Source organism: Pseudomonas lurida (assembly GCF_013522705.1).
In the GTDB taxonomy this organism is placed as follows: Bacteria; Pseudomonadota; Gammaproteobacteria; order Pseudomonadales; family Pseudomonadaceae; genus Aquipseudomonas; species Aquipseudomonas quebecensis.
Genome location: NZ_JAAMRE010000016.1, coordinates 1 through 15,466, shown reverse-complemented (window position 1 = coordinate 15,466; position 15,466 = coordinate 1). Strand labels below are relative to the sequence as shown.

The 15,466-nt window shown below is 58.9% G+C and carries 14 protein-coding genes; 7 read left to right on the top strand and 7 right to left on the bottom strand.

Annotated elements, in window-relative coordinates; translation table 11 throughout:
• The first annotated feature begins 409 nt into the window (after positions 1–409).
• Genes G7025_RS14655 through G7025_RS14640 form a run of 4 tightly spaced genes read left to right on the top strand, consistent with a single transcriptional unit; the run spans position 410 to position 4,920 of the window.
• Positions 410–1,564: a KamA family radical SAM protein gene (locus G7025_RS14655; protein ID WP_181079895.1), complete on the top strand. Its 1,155-nt coding sequence runs from the start codon at positions 410–412 to the stop codon at positions 1,562–1,564.
• A gap of 29 nt (positions 1,565–1,593) precedes the next feature.
• Positions 1,594–2,961 (top strand): ATP-grasp domain-containing protein, encoded by a 1,368-nt coding sequence (locus tag G7025_RS14650; RefSeq protein ID WP_181079894.1) that lies wholly within the window; start codon positions 1,594–1,596, stop codon positions 2,959–2,961.
• Positions 2,962–2,965: 4 nt separating this feature from the next.
• Complete coding sequence (locus tag G7025_RS14645; RefSeq protein ID WP_181079893.1) at positions 2,966–3,691, top strand: 2OG-Fe dioxygenase family protein; 726 nt, start codon at positions 2,966–2,968, stop codon at positions 3,689–3,691.
• The gene (locus tag G7025_RS14640; protein WP_181079892.1) at positions 3,688–4,920 is read left to right on the top strand and encodes an MFS transporter; all 1,233 of its coding nucleotides are present in this window, start codon (positions 3,688–3,690) and stop codon (positions 4,918–4,920) included. The genes G7025_RS14645 and G7025_RS14640 overlap by 4 nt, the downstream gene beginning before the upstream one ends.
• Before the next feature lie 31 nt (positions 4,921–4,951).
• On the opposite strand, the gene G7025_RS14635 is transcribed toward G7025_RS14640, so the two are convergent.
• The 5 genes from G7025_RS14635 to msuE all read right to left on the bottom strand — a co-directional run bounded on the left by G7025_RS14635 (position 4,952) and on the right by msuE (position 9,621).
• On the bottom strand, positions 4,952–5,410 hold the full coding sequence (locus G7025_RS14635) for a VOC family protein (RefSeq protein WP_181079891.1): 459 nt from the start codon (positions 5,408–5,410) through the stop codon (positions 4,952–4,954).
• A gap of 136 nt (positions 5,411–5,546) precedes the next feature.
• Positions 5,547–6,650: a sigma-54 interaction domain-containing protein gene (locus G7025_RS14630; protein WP_181079890.1), complete on the bottom strand. Its 1,104-nt coding sequence runs from the start codon at positions 6,648–6,650 to the stop codon at positions 5,547–5,549.
• 10 nt (positions 6,651–6,660) lie between these two features.
• Positions 6,661–7,848 (bottom strand): acyl-CoA dehydrogenase family protein, encoded by a 1,188-nt coding sequence (locus tag G7025_RS14625; RefSeq protein WP_181079889.1) that lies wholly within the window; start codon positions 7,846–7,848, stop codon positions 6,661–6,663.
• Positions 7,849–7,905: 57 nt separating this feature from the next.
• Positions 7,906–9,045, bottom strand: coding sequence for an FMNH2-dependent alkanesulfonate monooxygenase (gene ssuD, locus G7025_RS14620; protein WP_181079888.1), 1,140 nt, complete (start codon positions 9,043–9,045; stop codon positions 7,906–7,908).
• A 12-nt stretch (positions 9,046–9,057) separates the two neighbouring features.
• Entirely contained in the window at positions 9,058–9,621 is a 564-nt protein-coding gene (gene msuE / locus G7025_RS14615) for an FMN reductase (RefSeq protein WP_181079887.1), read from the bottom strand.
• Between the two features lie 391 nt (positions 9,622–10,012).
• On the opposite strand from msuE, the gene G7025_RS14610 reads away from it, so the two are divergent.
• The 3 genes from G7025_RS14610 to G7025_RS14600 all read left to right on the top strand — a co-directional run bounded on the left by G7025_RS14610 (position 10,013) and on the right by G7025_RS14600 (position 13,533).
• Positions 10,013–10,282 carry a hypothetical protein gene (locus G7025_RS14610; protein ID WP_181079886.1) on the top strand — a complete coding sequence of 90 codons (270 nt, stop codon included), beginning with the start codon at positions 10,013–10,015 and terminating at the stop codon, positions 10,280–10,282.
• A gap of 232 nt (positions 10,283–10,514) precedes the next feature.
• Positions 10,515–11,675 carry a cysteine desulfurase family protein gene (locus G7025_RS14605; protein ID WP_181079885.1) on the top strand — a complete coding sequence of 387 codons (1,161 nt, stop codon included), beginning with the start codon at positions 10,515–10,517 and terminating at the stop codon, positions 11,673–11,675.
• A gap of 49 nt (positions 11,676–11,724) precedes the next feature.
• The gene (locus G7025_RS14600; protein WP_181079884.1) at positions 11,725–13,533 is read left to right on the top strand and encodes an aminopeptidase P family protein; all 1,809 of its coding nucleotides are present in this window, start codon (positions 11,725–11,727) and stop codon (positions 13,531–13,533) included.
• Positions 13,534–13,589: 56 nt separating this feature from the next.
• Here G7025_RS14600 and G7025_RS14595 read toward each other — a convergent pair whose 3' ends face one another.
• Together G7025_RS14595 and rhtA are read right to left on the bottom strand one after the other, a co-directional pair.
• Positions 13,590–13,871 (bottom strand): hypothetical protein, encoded by a 282-nt coding sequence (locus tag G7025_RS14595; protein WP_181079883.1) that lies wholly within the window; start codon positions 13,869–13,871, stop codon positions 13,590–13,592.
• A 165-nt stretch (positions 13,872–14,036) separates the two neighbouring features.
• On the bottom strand, positions 14,037–14,924 hold the full coding sequence (gene rhtA / locus G7025_RS14590; protein ID WP_181079882.1) for a threonine/homoserine exporter RhtA: 888 nt from the start codon (positions 14,922–14,924) through the stop codon (positions 14,037–14,039).
• Positions 14,925–15,466: the final 542 nt, after the last annotated feature.

Sequence of the window (15,466 nt, the reverse complement as noted above, 5' to 3'; positions counted from 1 at the left end):
ATGAGAAATCCCTAAGGCGCAAATGAAAGAAAATGTTTCAGGGCTGCGCTTTGCCTTGGATCAACCGTACGTTGGGGGTCGGCAGGCTGGCCTGAGCGATGGAGGCCTTACGGCCGCCAGGGGTTAATCCCTGAAAAAAAGATGGGTATTTTTTTGACATCGGCCAAACCATCGTCTTAAGTGTAGGCGGACTTGGAAGTCAAACGCTTATTAAAAGGATGTAATGAGATGGTTAAGTCCCCAACCTATCTGCTGGAAAGCAGCCCGCGCGCATCACTTCTTTGTTATTGATAAACACGTTAATAAGTTGATCTCATGTCGCCGTTGCCTGGCGCCGGTATTGTCATGAGTCAACGAATTACTATTCAAGAACGGCGCGCACTCAAGTTAAAACAGAGAGACAGCACGGATGTCTATTTTCGATCGCTCAATCAATAGTTCGGTGCAGTGGCAAGACTGGCGCTGGCAGCAAAAGAACGCCATTCGCGATGAATATTCGCTTCGTGTTGCGTGCGGTGGCTGGAGTGAAGAAACCTCTGCGCATATCGAGCATAACTTGCAAGATCGCAAGATGCAGATCACGCCTTATTACGTTGATCTGATCAATCGTTCACTGACCGGCGGCGAGGTCATGGACCATCCCTTGTGGCGGCAAGTCGTGCCGTATTGGAGTGAGCAGGTCAGCGGCGATTATGACGGTACTTCCGAGAACTGGGAGTTGAGTCACGAGATGAAGACGCCTATTTGCCAGCACAAGTACGATAATCGCGTCATCCTGCGCATGACGAACACCTGCAATGCCTATTGCCAGTTTTGCTTCGAAGCGCTGCGCACGCTGCAGGTGGATACCGCCAAAGCCAACGCCAGCACGGACTCCTTCAAGGAATCCCTGGCCTATATCCGCGCGAACCCGGCGATTGAAGAAGTGATCCTCAGCGGTGGCGACCCCCTGATGCTGGCTGATCGAAAGCTTGAAGAGAATTTGGCGGCGCTGCGTGGCATCAGCGACGAACTGCTGATACGCATACACTCGCGCGCCTTGAGTTTTAATCCGTTCCGGGTCACTGATGCCTTGGTGGCGATGCTGGAAAAGTACAACGTCAATGCATTCGGCGTGCATGTTTGCCATCCCTTGGAACTCAGTACTGAATTTGCCGCCGCGGTCAAGCGTATTCAAAGTGCAGTGCCGATTGTCTTTTCCAATATGCCGCTATTACGCGGTGTAAATGATGACGAGGCGACGCTGCATAAACTGTTTATCGATCTTTATCGCCTGGGTGTGAAACCGTATTACTTATATCATTTCATGCCGTTTTCGCCGGGGGCTTCGCAATATAAAGCTTCAATCCCTCACGCTATCGATATTATGAATCGACTCAAGCGGCGCGTATCCAATATTGCCCTGCCCGAATATGTGCTGCCGCACGCTCAAGGCAAGTTCACGGTGCCTTTGTTGGACCTGGAAAAAACTGAAGACCTGCCATACTTCGACGTGGTTGGCGGGCAGCGTTATTACTGTTTTCGCAACTGGGAGGGCCATTGGTGCCGTTGGCAGGATGCCTGATTAACTTACGGAACAAGGTCGCACCCATCATGAATCAAGACGCTATTTTATTTATTGATGTCGATGACAGCGCTTCTGTTCGCTATCACTACCGTGAGCCGCACTTCGCCGTTGCTCGCGCCCGAGGGCTGCGGTGTCTGACCGCCGGCGTGGCGGGGCGCAGACACCTGCAGCGGCTGCTGGATGACAGCGACGAAGTGTTCCTGCTGGACGCACTGAGCGAGCTGAGCATTCTGGAACTGGTCGGCGAACTGGATGGGCGTTATCGCATTCTGGCGATTTTCTGCCAGGCCGGTCATCCGTCCGCCCAAGGCGAAGTAGGTCGTATCGTCGCGCAGGCGTGTCGGCGGCTCGGGCTGGTGCATAGCCAGCCGGATGCCATCAGCGCGTGTAATAACAAGTTCCTGATGCGCCGAATGCTGAAAAAGCAAGGGCTTCGCTCCGTGCCGTTCGCCCTGTGCCAGGACGAGCGAGAACTTCGCGAAGGTGCCGAGCGGGTCGGGTATCCGCTCATTGCCAAACCGCCCTTCGGCGGTGCGTCGGCGTTTATCAGGAAATGTTCGAATTGGACTGAGCTGCAGGACCATTACCGGCATTTCGTCGAGCAACACGGCGCGGCTGCCTACGCGGATTTCTATGGTTGTGCCCACGCGTTGCCGGAAGAGGACGGTCAGAGGCATGAGTATCATCCGGGTCGCAGTGTTCTTTTAGAAGGCTATATACCCGGCATCGAAGGCAGTGTGGAATGTGTGATGCTCGGCGAGCGCGCCCACGCGGTGCTGATCAACGAGAAACTGCTGCTCACCGAGCGCAGTGGCACTGTGCTTGAGAACCTGTTGATTTCGCCGCCGACGTCGTTCACCCAAGCCCAATGCGAGCAGATCCGTGCTTATGCGGTGGATTGCCTGAAGGTGGTCGGCCTGACCAACGCCGTGGTGCATTTCGAATTCCGAATGACCGCCGAGGGCCCGGTGGTGATAGAGATCAACCCCCGCGTGGGAGGCCTGTATGTGAGCGCGGCGTTCCGTGACCTGGCTGCGATCAACCCCTTTGAACTGTATCTTTCGTTGCTGCTGGGCGACCAAACGCTTGACGCAAAACTGGAGGCAGGCGCGCGCAAGGTCCTCGAGGCCCGGCAACACTACGCAATGCTGGCGATTTATCCGCAGCACAGCGGCCAATTCAGGGGCATCGAAGGTTCGGCGTATCTGGATCGACACCCCTCGGTGCTGGAGTACGCGCAGCAGGACCCCGGCAATACCATTGACGCGGATATCGAAGAGCACTATCTGCTCAAGTGCTGGGCCCAGGTCGACGATGCCGCCCATGCCTATGCCCTGCACGAAGCCCTCGTGCACAACCTGCGCGTGATCATTGATCGCCCTGCTGAAGGATAGAAGCGTGAATACCCAGCAGATTTCAGCGCGCTTGCTTGAGCAGCGGTATTGTCATTACCGCGACTTTGCCGCGTTGGTTGCGGCTGGGCCAGGCGAAGTGCAGAGCTTTTGTGCTTACTGGGCAAACCTGGTCCGGGACGAGGCGTTCAAGGAATACACGCATCGCGAACGTCGCATCCTGCGCTATCGTTTATCGCCTGGGCGTCAATTGCAGATCGACCGGAACGCCGCGTACACGTCCACCGTCACTTACGCCGTCAACTACCGCCAGGGCGTGAACCATTTGAGCTATTGCGAGGATGGCTTTATCGAGCATCCGCTGATGCGTAAAGTGTTGGCCACCGACCTTGCGATCATTGGCCCGTGCCTGGATGAGCAGGCGTACACCATCGATATCCACCAGTTCCGGATCAGGGCGGAGGCGTACTCAAGCAGCCCCACGACGTCAGGCATTCATCAGGACGGCCTGGACTGGGTGTTCATGCACTTCATCGGCGAATGCAACACGGTGCCGGTGGTCTCGGAGATTTTTACCCATGAGACAGAACAGAGCCAGGTGTTCAGCCTGCCAATGGCGCATTTCCTGGAAACTATCGTGATCAATGACCGTGGTCTCTACCACCGCGCTGCTGAGGTTCGACCGCAGACGCAATCCGCGCCAGCCTGGCGCGATGTGTTATTGGTCAGCCTGCGTCGCCAGAGCGTTGATGATGAGGCCGCGTCTTCATGAGCCAGGATGTTCAGCAGGGCCTGTCGACCCGAAACGCGCGGCTGATTGTCTTTGCCCGCGGCGTTTCGGACTTCGGTGCGTTTCTCAACATGGTGGCGTTATCCACCTATGTTTATTGGCTTAGCCAAAGCGTGGTGTTTGTCAGTGTTTTTCTGGCGTGCCGGGTGACCGGCGGGATTGTCGCCAGTCTGTTCGGTATCCCGTTTTTTCGGCGCTTTGCCGGGCGCGGCACGCTGGCCGGGCTGGACCTGGCGCGGGCACTGCTGTTGGTGCCGCTGCTGGTGCTGATACCCGCGCATCAGTTGAGCGTCCTGCCCTTCATCGCGTTTGGCATCGGCTTGTGCAATTCGCTGTTTGCCATCGGCCTCAACAGTCAACTGCCCACGTGGGTGGCGCTTGAGCAGCGGGTGGACACCAACGCGTGGATCACGTCTGCGGCCGCCACGGGGGCGGTCTTCGGCAGTTTGCTTTCAGGGTTGCTGATCGCCACCGGCGGTTTCGAAGCGGTGTTCGCGGTCAACATCGGCACCTACGGGGTGGCCGCGTGCCTGATCCTGCCATTACGCGCCTTGTATTCGGTTGCCATGGCCGAGCATCGCAGCTTCGCTGCCGAGTGGCACGCATTGACCAAAGGGCTGCGAGGCGCGCCTGTGCTGGCGGCCATGTTGCTGATCAGCATGCTCGACACCCTGGGCAGCGCCGCGCATAACGTGGGCTGGCCGGTACTGTCTCAATACATTTCGCCGGATACTGCGAAAACCGTCATGGGTTATCTGCTGGCGGTCTGGGCCTGCGGTAAGTTCGTCGGCGCACGGCTGGCCAGCGCGGTGTTGAAAGGTCGCGGTCTGCACGCCATGGAGCGCCTGTTCATGCTGGGTGTGGCGCTGATGTCCAGCGGCTTTATCCTGACGTTTCAGCAGACCCAGTTGTGGCTGGCGCTGCTGCTGGTGGTGTGGGCCGGGCTCGGGGACGGGATATCGGAGGTGGCCCTGGTGTCCCGTGCACAAAGTGAACCCGATCGGCTGCGCCTGCCGCTCTTCAGTTTATTGACGCTGATTCAAATGGCCGGTTTCGGCGTGGGGATGCTGGTGGTGGGGCCGTTCTACCTGACGTGGACACCCTCCCAAGTGATTATTCTGTTCCATGGGCTGCCGCTGAGCGCGCTGCTGGTCATGACTGTGTGGATAGGCGCCCGCGCGGCACGGCAGGTCGAGTCGACCCCCCCATGAACTGCGCGGGTATAAAACCGATAGCCGACCTTCATCCCTGCCTGAACAGCTCTTCGGCGCGCTGGTGGATTTGCTCAGGAGTCAGGTCTTCCTTGCGGGTCGCCAGGAACCAGAGGTGGCCGTACGGATCTTTCACGGTGGCGCTGCGATCGCCGTAGAACTGGTCTTGCGGCTCGGACACGACCTTCGCGCCGGCGGTAACGGCTTGCTTGAATTGCTCGTCCACGTTTTGGACATAGAGATGCAGGCCGACACTGGCGTGTTCGTCTGGATTGCGCAGGGCCGCTTCATCGCAGGGCGAACCCAGCATGATCGCTGAACCACCCATGCGCAGTTCCGCATGGCCGACCCGGCCGTCGGGCATATCCAGGCGCATGATCTGTGTGGCGTTGAACGCTTTCTTGTAGAACTCGATGGCTTCGGCGGCCTTGTCGATGCCCAGATAGGGCGTGATGCTCTGGTAGCCCTCGGGTATTGGGTTGACGCTCATAGCGTTCTCCTTGATTGGCGAGTGGATAAAACCGGAATGACCGGTTTTTTCACTATAGGCGACGTCAATCAAGGCTATGGCGCTTCCGACGAGGGGGATTGGGTGTCGAGCCAGTCACTGCGCGTGGCGCTGTCGACTAAATGGATAGATGCAGCATTCGCTCGCCTTGAAGGGTTTCCCCAGGCCGGCGTTTGTTAACCGCCAGTTCGCCGATCTTGATCAGGCGGGTGCGTGTCACATTACGGCTCAGCCCCAACAGATTGGCGGTGTGCACCTGGTTGTAATGACTGAACCGGTACGCGGCGCGCAGCAGGGTGTCTTCGACTTTTTCATGCAGGGCGCCGGCCTGTTCTTCGAACAGCTTCTGGAAGGCTCGCTCCAGCAGGGCTTCGGCACTGTTATCGGCAACGTGCCCCGGGTCGTCCTGGCGCTCGATACGCAGGTTTGAGAGGCGCAGGTCATCGCGCTCGATCACGCCGTCGCGGCAGATCAGCAGGGTGTGGTGGATCACGTTTTCCAGCTCGCGAATATTGCCCGGCCAGCTGTAGCTTTTGAGCTTGAGTTCCGCTTCACGGCTGATGGCGATCGGGCCGTAGCCCAGGCGTTGGCTGTAGGCTTCGATAAAGTGGCGAACCAGCGGGAGGATATCGCCTGGGCGTTCGCGCAGCGGGCTGAGTTCGAGGCTGACCACGTCGAGGCGATAGTAGAGATCTTCGCGAAAATGCCCGGCGTTGATGGCCTTTTCCAATTGCACATTGGTCGCCGCCAGCACGCGCACATCAATCGCAATACTTTTGCGAGAGCCCAGGCGCACCACTTCACGCTCCTGCAGCACCCTTAGCAATTTGACCTGGATCGCCATGGGCAGATCACCGATTTCGTCCAGGAACAGGGTGCCGCCGTCGGCTTCTTCAAACCAGCCTGCCTTGGCGCTGAGTGCGCCGGTGAATGCGCCTTTCTCATGGCCGAACAATTCCGCTTCCACCAGGGATTCGGAGAAGGCCCCGCAGTTCACCGCCACGAACGGACGATTACGCCGCGCGCTGAGGTTATGAATGTGGCGGGCCACCAGCTCTTTGCCGGTGCCGGTCTCGCCGATGATCAACACACTGGCTTCGCTGGGCGCCACTTGCTGGATATGGTCGAGCAGGGCCTGGGACTTGGGGTCTTCAAAGACCTGCGCGGTGGCCCGGATGGAGGTCGCCAGGGCCGGTGAGGGCGGTAGTGTCAGAAGCTGCATGAGGCACCTCTCAGGAGTAGAACGTTGGAGTCGGCAGGGACTGGTTCAACGCCCAGTCCCCCAGTTCGTGGAGCTTGTAGTCCACCGGGTCGTGCAGGGTTTGCGTGCGCAGGTTGCGCCAGTGTCGGTCCAGGCGCAGCGATGCGTGGGTGGACCGCGCGCCGGTGACTTCGAACAGACGACTGCACAAATCCAGGCCTTGGCGAGTGGCGGCGACTTTGGCGGTGGCAATGGCAATCGCTAATTGACCCCGTTGCTTTTCACCCAAGGCCGGTCCTTTGGCCCAGGCCTCATCCAGTAAATCGGCGGCGCGTTCGACCAGCAGGCGTACGCTTTCGAGCGCCACCCAGAACTCGCCGTAGTGATGCAGCACGTAAGGGTCCTGGTCTACGCCTTGGGCGCCGGACTTGTGCCACGGGCGGCTCTCGGTGAGGGTGTAGTGGCGTGCCTCTGCAAAGGCGCCTTCTGCAATGCCGAGAAACATATGGGTAAAGGTCAACTGCGCAATCAGCGGCCGCAGGCAGGCAAAAGGGGTACTCAGTGGGCCCGGGTCGAGCAGCAATTCCGATTCCTCCACACGTACCCGTTCGAAGCTCGCGCTGCCGCTGTCGGTCTGGCGCTGGCCGATGTTGTTCCAATCATTGTGCAAAGTAATGCCGCTGCGGCCGCTGGGGATGGCGGCAATCAGCAATTTGCCGCCAGCGTTCTCGTCCACTGCGGAGGCGATCAGCATTTGGGAATCGCTGGCTCCGGAGCAGAAACTTTTCTTACCGGAAAACTCTCGCCAGCCGCCGAAATCCTTTACCACGGTGCGGGTGTCCAGCGGGTTGAGGGCGTTGCCCCAGAACCAGTTCTTGCGTGCGGTCTGTTCGAACCACGGCTGCCATTGGTCCGGCCGTGAAAACAGGCGCACGGTGGCGAGCATCAGGTGGTGGAAGCCGAAGACGTGGGCGATGGAACTGTCGACCTTGGCGAATTCGCGCACGACCGCCATTGTGGTGCTCCACGTTGCTCCCAGCCCACCGTATTGCGCAGGGATGCTGAGTGCCAGCAGGCCGCTCTGGCGCAGGGCATCACGTTCGGTTTTGGGCGTGCCACCGTGTTCGTCGCGCTTAACCGCAGTGAGAGCGAATTCGGCGGCCAGCAGTTTGGCGGTCTGCAACGGTGATGGCGGGACGCTGTGAGGTTTAGCTGTCACGGGTATTCCTCTTTATCGAGGTGGGAATGGCCGGCGCCGCTCCCACCGCTGCGTCGATCAGTGCTTCGCGGGCAATACATCGTTGGCAATCATTTCGCCGAACGGGCCGGTGAGGTTGGTGATGCCACGCCCGGCCAGGCTGGCGTAGGGCTCGGGCAGCAATGGAAATACCTGTTCGGCAAAGCGATACGCCTCTTCCAAATGGGGGTAGCCGGAAAAGATGAAACTCTCGATGCCCAGGTCCGCGTACTCCTTGATGCGCTCGGCCACTTGCTGTGGGTTGCCCACCAGGGCAGTTCCGGCGCCGCCGCGCACCAGGCCGACGCCGGCCCACAGGTTGGGAGCGATTTCCAGGTTGTCGCGGCGACCGGCATGCAGGGCGGCCATGCGTCGCTGGCCTTCGGAGTCAAAGCGCGAAAAGGATTTTTGCGCGGCGGCGATGGTCTCGTCGCTGATGTGCTCGATCAATTTGTCGGCGGCTTTCCAGGCGTCTTCTTCGGTCTCGCGCACGATTACATGCAGGCGGATGCCGAACTTCACGGTGCGCCCGTGGCGAGCGGCGCGTTCACGCACATCGGCGAGTTTTTCCGCGACGGCGGCAGGCGGTTCGCCCCAGGTCAGGTACACGTCGACCTGCTCGGCGGCCAAGTCATGGGCCGCGTCCGAGGAGCCGCCGAAGTACAGCGGCGGATAGGGCTTCTGCACCGGTGGGTAAAGGGCCTTGGCGTTCTGTACGTGCAGGTGCTTGCCTTTGAAGTCCACGGATTCGCCCTGAAGGACGCGACGCCAGATTCTGAGGAATTCGTCAGAGACTTCGTAGCGTTCGGCATGGTCGAGAAAGCTGCCGTCGCCGCGGTTTTCATCCGGATCGCCACCGGTGACCACGTTGATCAGCAAGCGCCCGTTGGACAGGCGATCCAAGGTCGCCGCCATCCGTGCAGATACCGTGGGCGAGATGATGCCTGGGCGAATCGCTACCAGGTAGCGCAGGCGCTCGGTCAATGGCACCAGCGCCGAGGCGATTACCCAGGAATCTTCGCACGAGCGCCCGGTGGGAATCAGCACGCCGTGGTAACCCAGGCTGTCAGCGGCCTGGGCGACCTGCTTGAGGTAATTGAGTGTCACCGGCCGTGCACCTTGAGTGGTGCCCAGGTAATGACCGTCGCCGTGGGTGGGCAAGAACCAGAAAACATCCATGACTCATTATCCTCAGGCAATTTTCAACAGTGAGGGCGCATGCACGGCCAGCAGCGGCGCAGCGCGCTCGGCAGCCAGTTGGATACGGCCTTTCAGTAGCTCGCTGGTGATCTGGTAGTCGGTAAAGTCGGCTTCAGTGGCGTACACACCGATGGGCAGGGTCAGTGCCTGGAAGAAGCTGAACAGCGGACGCAGCTGATGATCCAGCACAAGCGCGTGCCGTTCGCTGCCGCCGGTGGCCGCCAGCAGAACCGGCGTGTTGACCAGCGCGTTGAGACCTATCAGGTCGAACAGGTGCTTGAGCAGGCCTGGGTAAGAGCCGCGATACACCGGCGCGGCAACGATCAGCAGATCGGCCTGTTCGATACTCAGCAGTTGAGCTTCGATCTCGGCGGGTAACTCGTCGCGCGACAGGGCCGCGCCTAATGGCCGGGCGATGTCGCCCAGTTCGATCAGCGTGGACTGGATTGGCAATCGCGTGGCCAGTTCATTCAGCAGCGCTTGGGCCAGTACACGTGTTCGAGACGGGCGCCAGGCTCCCCCGGAGAGGGCGACAACGTTCAGAGGGCGGGTCATGCACAGTTCCTTTTTCAACAGAGTTCGTAACAGGGTGTGCACCGGGTTGAGCAAGAGCTGTACCAATAGCCGCAGGCCTGGGCTGTCGGGGCCTGCGGGCTTAGCGTTGCAAAGCGGCTGTTGCCTGCCTGCTGTTTTGTTGAAGAGCTGTTGCCTGGACAACAGTTGTGCAGCAAACAGTTTCGGCGTGTTGAGCGCATTTATAGAAGGTCATTGTTATTCCGTAAATGACTGTATTTTTATATTTATAGATTAATAAGGAATATATGTGATGGCTATCGAAGGTGCCGGAAAGGTTGATAGCAACTATCAAGGACGATGATTTTTCACTCTGCAGGGGCGGGAGTAGCCTGTGTTCATTGACTTGAACCTCTCTCTCAGGACCGCCGCCATGCACCGTTTTCTTGCTGTTTCCCTATTACTTGTCGTCTCTGTACTCGCCGGTTGTGCGAACCATCCTGCCCCTGAGTTGCGTCCTTACTCAGCGGAAGAAACCAAGCAACTGGCGCTGGAATCGTTGAGTCGTCGCGGACTGTCTTTTGACGAATACCAACGCCAGCGCGCAGCGTTGAACGGCCAGCCGGCCAAACCCTTCGGCTTTGATAGGCAGGGCGAAATGAACGCCGAGCGCAGCATCACGTTGCACGGGCGCCCCAGTTGACCCCCGTTCGGCGGCAAAAAGCCCGAGGTTTCCTTCAAGAATCCTCGGGCTTTTTGTTTTCCTTGGGGCCGCTTCAGCCTGTTAAGCTGAATTTCAGGAGCGTTCCTACGCACAATTAAATAAAGTGGTCCTTCTTTAATGGCATCCGATCGGGTAAACCTGATGACCTTGTTCCGGTCAATGCCCCTGAGACACTGCTCTCGGGAACCTGCTCTGCGAGTGTTTGAACGTCATGACTAAACGTCCGTTGTATTTCGACTACGCCGCCACCACACCGGTGGATGAGCGGGTCATCCAGGTGATGGTCGAATGCCTGGGCTTCAATGCCAATTTCGGTAACCCGGCGTCCAGCTCCCATGCCTTCGGCCAGGCGGCCAGGCACACGGTCGAGCAGGCGCGACGTCAGGTCGCCGAGTTGGTGGGAGCGCAGCCTGAGCAGATCGTCTGGACTTCCGGTGCGACTGAATCCAACAACCTCGCGATCAAGGGCGTGGCCCAGGCGCGTGGCATCGCGGGTGGGCACATCATCACCAGCCAGATCGAACACAAGGCCACCCTGGATACCGCGCGGCAGCTGCAGGAGGCCGGCGTGGCCGTGACCTACCTGGTGCCGGACGCCGATGGTTTGATCAGCGTCGAGGCGGTCAGCGAGGCATTGCGCGATGACACGTTCCTGGTGTCGCTGATGCTGGTGAATAACGAACTGGGTACCCTTAACGACATCCCCGCCATCGGCGCGCGCGTGCGTGACCAAGGGGCCTTGCTGCATGTGGATGCGGCGCAGGGGGCGGGTAAGGTCGCGATTGACCTGGCGCAGTGGCCGGTGGACCTGATGTCGTTTTCCGCGCACAAGCTGTATGGCCCCAAGGGCATCGGCGCGCTGTACGTAGGGGCGCGTGCGCAGCAGAAGGTATCGGCACAGATTCACGGCGGTGGGCATGAGGGCGGCTTGCGCTCCGGCACTCTGGCGACCCATCAGATTGCCGGCATGGGAGCGGCGTTTGCCTTGGCGTCCGAGTCATTTGTCGAGGAGAACGCCAAGGTGATGACGTTGCGTCAGCGTTTGCTCCAGCAGTTGGACGGCGTAGCCGGCGTGCGCCTCAACGGCAGCCCCACCGAACGTATCCCCCACACCCTGAGCCTTACGTTTGGCGAAGGTGAATTCAACTCGGCTGCGTTGAGTGCAGGCATCGCGTTTTCCGCGACGTCGGCCTGCAACTCGGCCAACAATGCGCCGTCCCATGTACTTCTGGCATTGGGCCATGACGCCCGCAGCGCCGGTCGTACCATTCGCTTGAGCCTGGGGCGGTTTACCACCGAGCAGGACATCGACCAGGCGGTTCAGTTGATCAAGGCGGCACTCGCCACTGCACCGGCGTTCTGGGCGGTCTGAGTTTTCAGTCGCAACACATAACAATTATTCGTGGTTAGCAGGAGACACAATGAGCACGCAGCCTTTGATCCATGGAACGGTTCCGCAGCGCCTGGCGCATACCCGTGAGCTGATGAGCCGCGAAGGCATTCATGCCCTGCTGGTGCCGTCGGCCGATCCGCATTTGTCGGAGTACCTGCCGGGTTACTGGCAAGGGCGACAATGGCTGTCTGGATTCCATGGCTCGGTGGGCACGCTGGTTGTTACCGCCGACTTCGCCGGTGTTTGGGCCGACAGCCGTTACTGGGAGCAGGCAACCAAGGAACTGAAGGGCAGTGGTATCGAGCTTGTGAAGTTGCAGCCGGGCCAGCCCGGCCCCTTGGACTGGCTTGCCGAACAGACACCTGAAGGCGGCGTGGTTGCGGTGGACGGCGCGGTGATGGCGGTCGCGTCGGCGCGAACCCTGAGTGCCAGGCTGGCAGAGCGTGGCGCGCGCCTGCGCACCGACATCGACCTGCTCAATGAGGTCTGGAAAGATCGCCCGAGCCTGCCCGAGCAGCCGATCTATCAGCACCTTCCGCCACAGGCGACTGTCAGCCGAGGCGAGAAGCTCGCTGCGCTGCGCGCCAGTTTGAAAGAGAACGGCGCCGATTGGCATTTCATCGCCACGCTGGATGACATCGCCTGGTTGTTCAACCTGCGTGGCGGTGACGTGTCGTTCAACCCGGTGTTTGTGTCTTTTGCATTGATCAATCAGCAACAGGCCACGTTGTTCGTGGCATTGGGTAAAGTCGACGCCGAGTTGCGCGCTGCGCTTGAGCAGGACGGCGTGACGCTACGTGACTACAACGAGGTAGCGAACGCGCTACGTGGCGTTCCGCCGGGCGCCAGTGTGCAGGTTGACCCGGCTCGCGTGACAGCCGGTCTGCTGGAAAGCCTGAATGCCGGCGTCAAGCTGATCGAAGGGCTTAACCCGACCACACTGGCTAAATCGCGCAAGAGCCTGGCCGATGCAGAGCATATCCGCCGGGCCATGGAGCAGGATGGCGCTGCGTTGTGCGAATTCTTCGCCTGGCTGGACAGTGCGCTGGGACATGAGCGCATTACCGAGCTGACGATCGATGAGCGCCTGACGGCTGCGCGTGCGCGTCGTCCCGATTATGTATCGCTGAGTTTCAACACCATTGCGGCATTCAATGCCAATGGCGCTATGCCCCATTACCACGCCACCGAAGAAGAGCACGCGGTTATCGAAGGTGATGGCCTGTTGCTGATCGATTCGGGTGGCCAGTATCTGGGCGGCACTACGGACATTACACGGATGGTGCCTGTCGGTATGCCGAGCGATGAGCAAAAGCGTGACTGCACTCGTGTGCTCAAGGGGGTGATTGCGTTGTCCCGTGCGCATTTCCCCAAGGGTATCTTGTCGCCGTTGCTGGACGCGATCGCTCGTGCGCCGATCTGGGCCGATGGCGTGGATTACGGACATGGCACGGGCCACGGCGTAGGTTATTTCCTCAACGTGCACGAAGGCCCGCAGGTGATTGCCTATCAGGCCGCGCCTGCGCCGCAGACTGCGATGCAACCCGGAATGATCACGTCTATCGAACCCGGCACCTACCGCCCTGGACGTTGGGGTGTGCGAATCGAAAACCTGGCGTTGAATCGCGAGGCGGGCAGGACTGAGTTTGGTGAGTTCCTCAAGTTCGAAACCTTGACCTTATGCCCAATCGACACCCGTTGCCTGGAGTCTTCCATGTTGACGGCGGATGAGCGCGCGTGGCTCAACGCTTACCATGAACAGGTGCGTGAGCGCTTGAGCCCTTTGCTCAGCGGTGCGGGGCTTGAATGGTTGCAGGTGCGTACGACACCGATTTGATGATTGCCATTTCAAGTGGGCGTCGGCCAGGCAGTCGACGCACGCTTTGAGCCCGACTACTTGCAAATCACGATCATGCTGCGACTGGTATAGCCGGCAGGGTTCAGGCCGAAAGGGTAGTCACCTGGCTCTTCGGAATTGTCACCGGACTTCGCGATGACCCGGTAGCCCTTGGTGCCGCAGGAATGGGTTGCGCTGGTGTAGCACTGATCCCAGGAGGAGGACAGGCCGGAGCAGTTGATGTGCAGTCCTTTTTTGCCTCTTTTCACTTCTGTTTTTGTGGTCGCCGCACAGCCAGCAATCGCTACGACCATCAACAGTATCAAAATTCGTTTCATTCCCATCCTTAAATAGCCGCTTCGCAATGTTTGAAGTCGGCTCTATTCGCTCTCGAGCGTAGCGTTCGTGCTGTCCTTGTCGAAAAACTCCATGAATGCGATTGGTTTGCTGGCTAAACATGGCCTAAATGCGCTGCAAATACCAGATCTACATGCGTTGATGACTTAATCCGCCGGGACCAGCGGTTTGGACTCCTTACGCATGGTCAATGTGGCTCCGATGGATGCCAGAATGATGCAGGTGATGGCCATCCACTGCGCTATGGATAAGTGCTCCTGAAGGAAAAACAGCCCGGACAGCGCGCCGAAAGCCGGCTCGATACTCATGAGCGTGCCGAAGGTGCGGGCGGGCAGGCGCGTGAGCGCAATCATCTCAAGTGTGTAGGGCAGGGCGGTGGAGAGAATGGCCACTCCAATGCCAATCGGGATCAGCGCTGGCGTCAGAAGGGCGGTGCCTGCGTGGACAATGCCGATAGGTGCCACGAACAGTGCGGCGATCAACACCCCCAGAGCAGCGGTTTGGACGCCATTATCGTTCCCCGCCTTCTGCCCGAACAGGATATAGAGTGCCCAGCAGATCCCCGCGCCCAGGGCATAGCCGGCGCCGAGCAAATCAATTCCGTGGCTGGCTTCACCCAAAGGAATCAAGAGCACCAGCCCGACGATCGCGAGGGCTATCCACAGGAAATCGACCGCTCGGCGCGAGGTATAGATGGCGACGGCAAGCGGGCCGGTGAATTCAAGCGCTACGGCGACACCCAGTGGGACGCTGCGCAGTGACATATAAAAGAGGAAGTTCATTCCGCCCAGGGCCATCCCGTAGATGATTACAGTACGCAGCGATTTGGCTGTCAGCCTTGCGCGCCATGGGCGCAGTAGAAGCAGCATGATCACGCTGGCGAAAATCAAACGTACGGTCGTTGTTCCTTGTGCACCGACGATAGGAAACATACTTTTGGCCAATGAGGCGCCGGTTTGAATGGACGCCATGGCGATCAACAGCAGGCCGACGGGAAAGAATGTCGATACCAGGCTGCGAGAAGAGGAGGTCATTAGTAATGGGTCCGGGTCACGTTCGGGAGGCAGGCCCTATATGATGCTCAAATGAACATGGCTGAGCAATATATTGCTCAGTTTAGAGTGTGTGGGCCTGCTTTTAGATAACGTAAGGTGCTTTTTCAGACAGTTGATAGAAAAATCAAATTAACGCTTGACGGCAGATTCCAGAAGTCTATAATTCGCCCCACTTCCGGCGCAGTCGAAACGGAAAACTCCTTGGTAAACAAAGAGTTGCGCAGAATTCGACAGCGGATCGCTTCAGTTTATCGAAGCCCAGAAGGAGTTGATGGGGCAAGGTTGTTTGGCTCTATTAACGTTTCGATCTTCTCGTTCGAAAGCGGAGAAAAAGAGGTGTTGACAGCAGCGTGTAACGCTGTACAATTCGCCTCCCGCTAACGAGAGATCGGAGGCGCAAGTGGTTGAAGTTGTTGAAGAAATCTTCGAAAACTTCTGAAAATAATCACTTGACAGCAAATGAGGCTGCTGTAGAATGCGCGCCTCGGTTGAGACGAAAGATCTTAACCAACCGCTCTTTA

What these genes read in the sequence shown, in the direction of transcription:
- G7025_RS14655 (WP_181079895.1), top strand. Translation starts at nt 410, where the DNA reads ATGTCTATTTTCGATCGCTCAATCAATAGTTCGGTGCAGTGGCAAGAC.
- G7025_RS14650 (WP_181079894.1), top strand. Translation starts at nt 1,594, where the DNA reads ATGAATCAAGACGCTATTTTATTTATTGATGTCGATGACAGCGCTTCT.
- G7025_RS14640 (WP_181079892.1), top strand. Translation starts at nt 3,688, where the DNA reads ATGAGCCAGGATGTTCAGCAGGGCCTGTCGACCCGAAACGCGCGGCTG.
- G7025_RS14635 (WP_181079891.1), bottom strand. Translation starts at nt 5,410, where the DNA reads ATGAGCGTCAACCCAATACCCGAGGGCTACCAGAGCATCACGCCCTAT.
- G7025_RS14630 (WP_181079890.1), bottom strand. Translation starts at nt 6,650, where the DNA reads ATGCAGCTTCTGACACTACCGCCCTCACCGGCCCTGGCGACCTCCATC.
- ssuD (WP_181079888.1), bottom strand. Translation starts at nt 9,045, where the DNA reads ATGGATGTTTTCTGGTTCTTGCCCACCCACGGCGACGGTCATTACCTG.
- msuE (WP_181079887.1), bottom strand. Translation starts at nt 9,621, where the DNA reads ATGACCCGCCCTCTGAACGTTGTCGCCCTCTCCGGGGGAGCCTGGCGC.
- G7025_RS14610 (WP_181079886.1), top strand. Translation starts at nt 10,013, where the DNA reads ATGCACCGTTTTCTTGCTGTTTCCCTATTACTTGTCGTCTCTGTACTC.
- G7025_RS14605 (WP_181079885.1), top strand. Translation starts at nt 10,515, where the DNA reads ATGACTAAACGTCCGTTGTATTTCGACTACGCCGCCACCACACCGGTG.
- G7025_RS14600 (WP_181079884.1), top strand. Translation starts at nt 11,725, where the DNA reads ATGAGCACGCAGCCTTTGATCCATGGAACGGTTCCGCAGCGCCTGGCG.
- G7025_RS14595 (WP_181079883.1), bottom strand. Translation starts at nt 13,871, where the DNA reads ATGAAACGAATTTTGATACTGTTGATGGTCGTAGCGATTGCTGGCTGT.
- rhtA (WP_181079882.1), bottom strand. Translation starts at nt 14,924, where the DNA reads ATGACCTCCTCTTCTCGCAGCCTGGTATCGACATTCTTTCCCGTCGGC.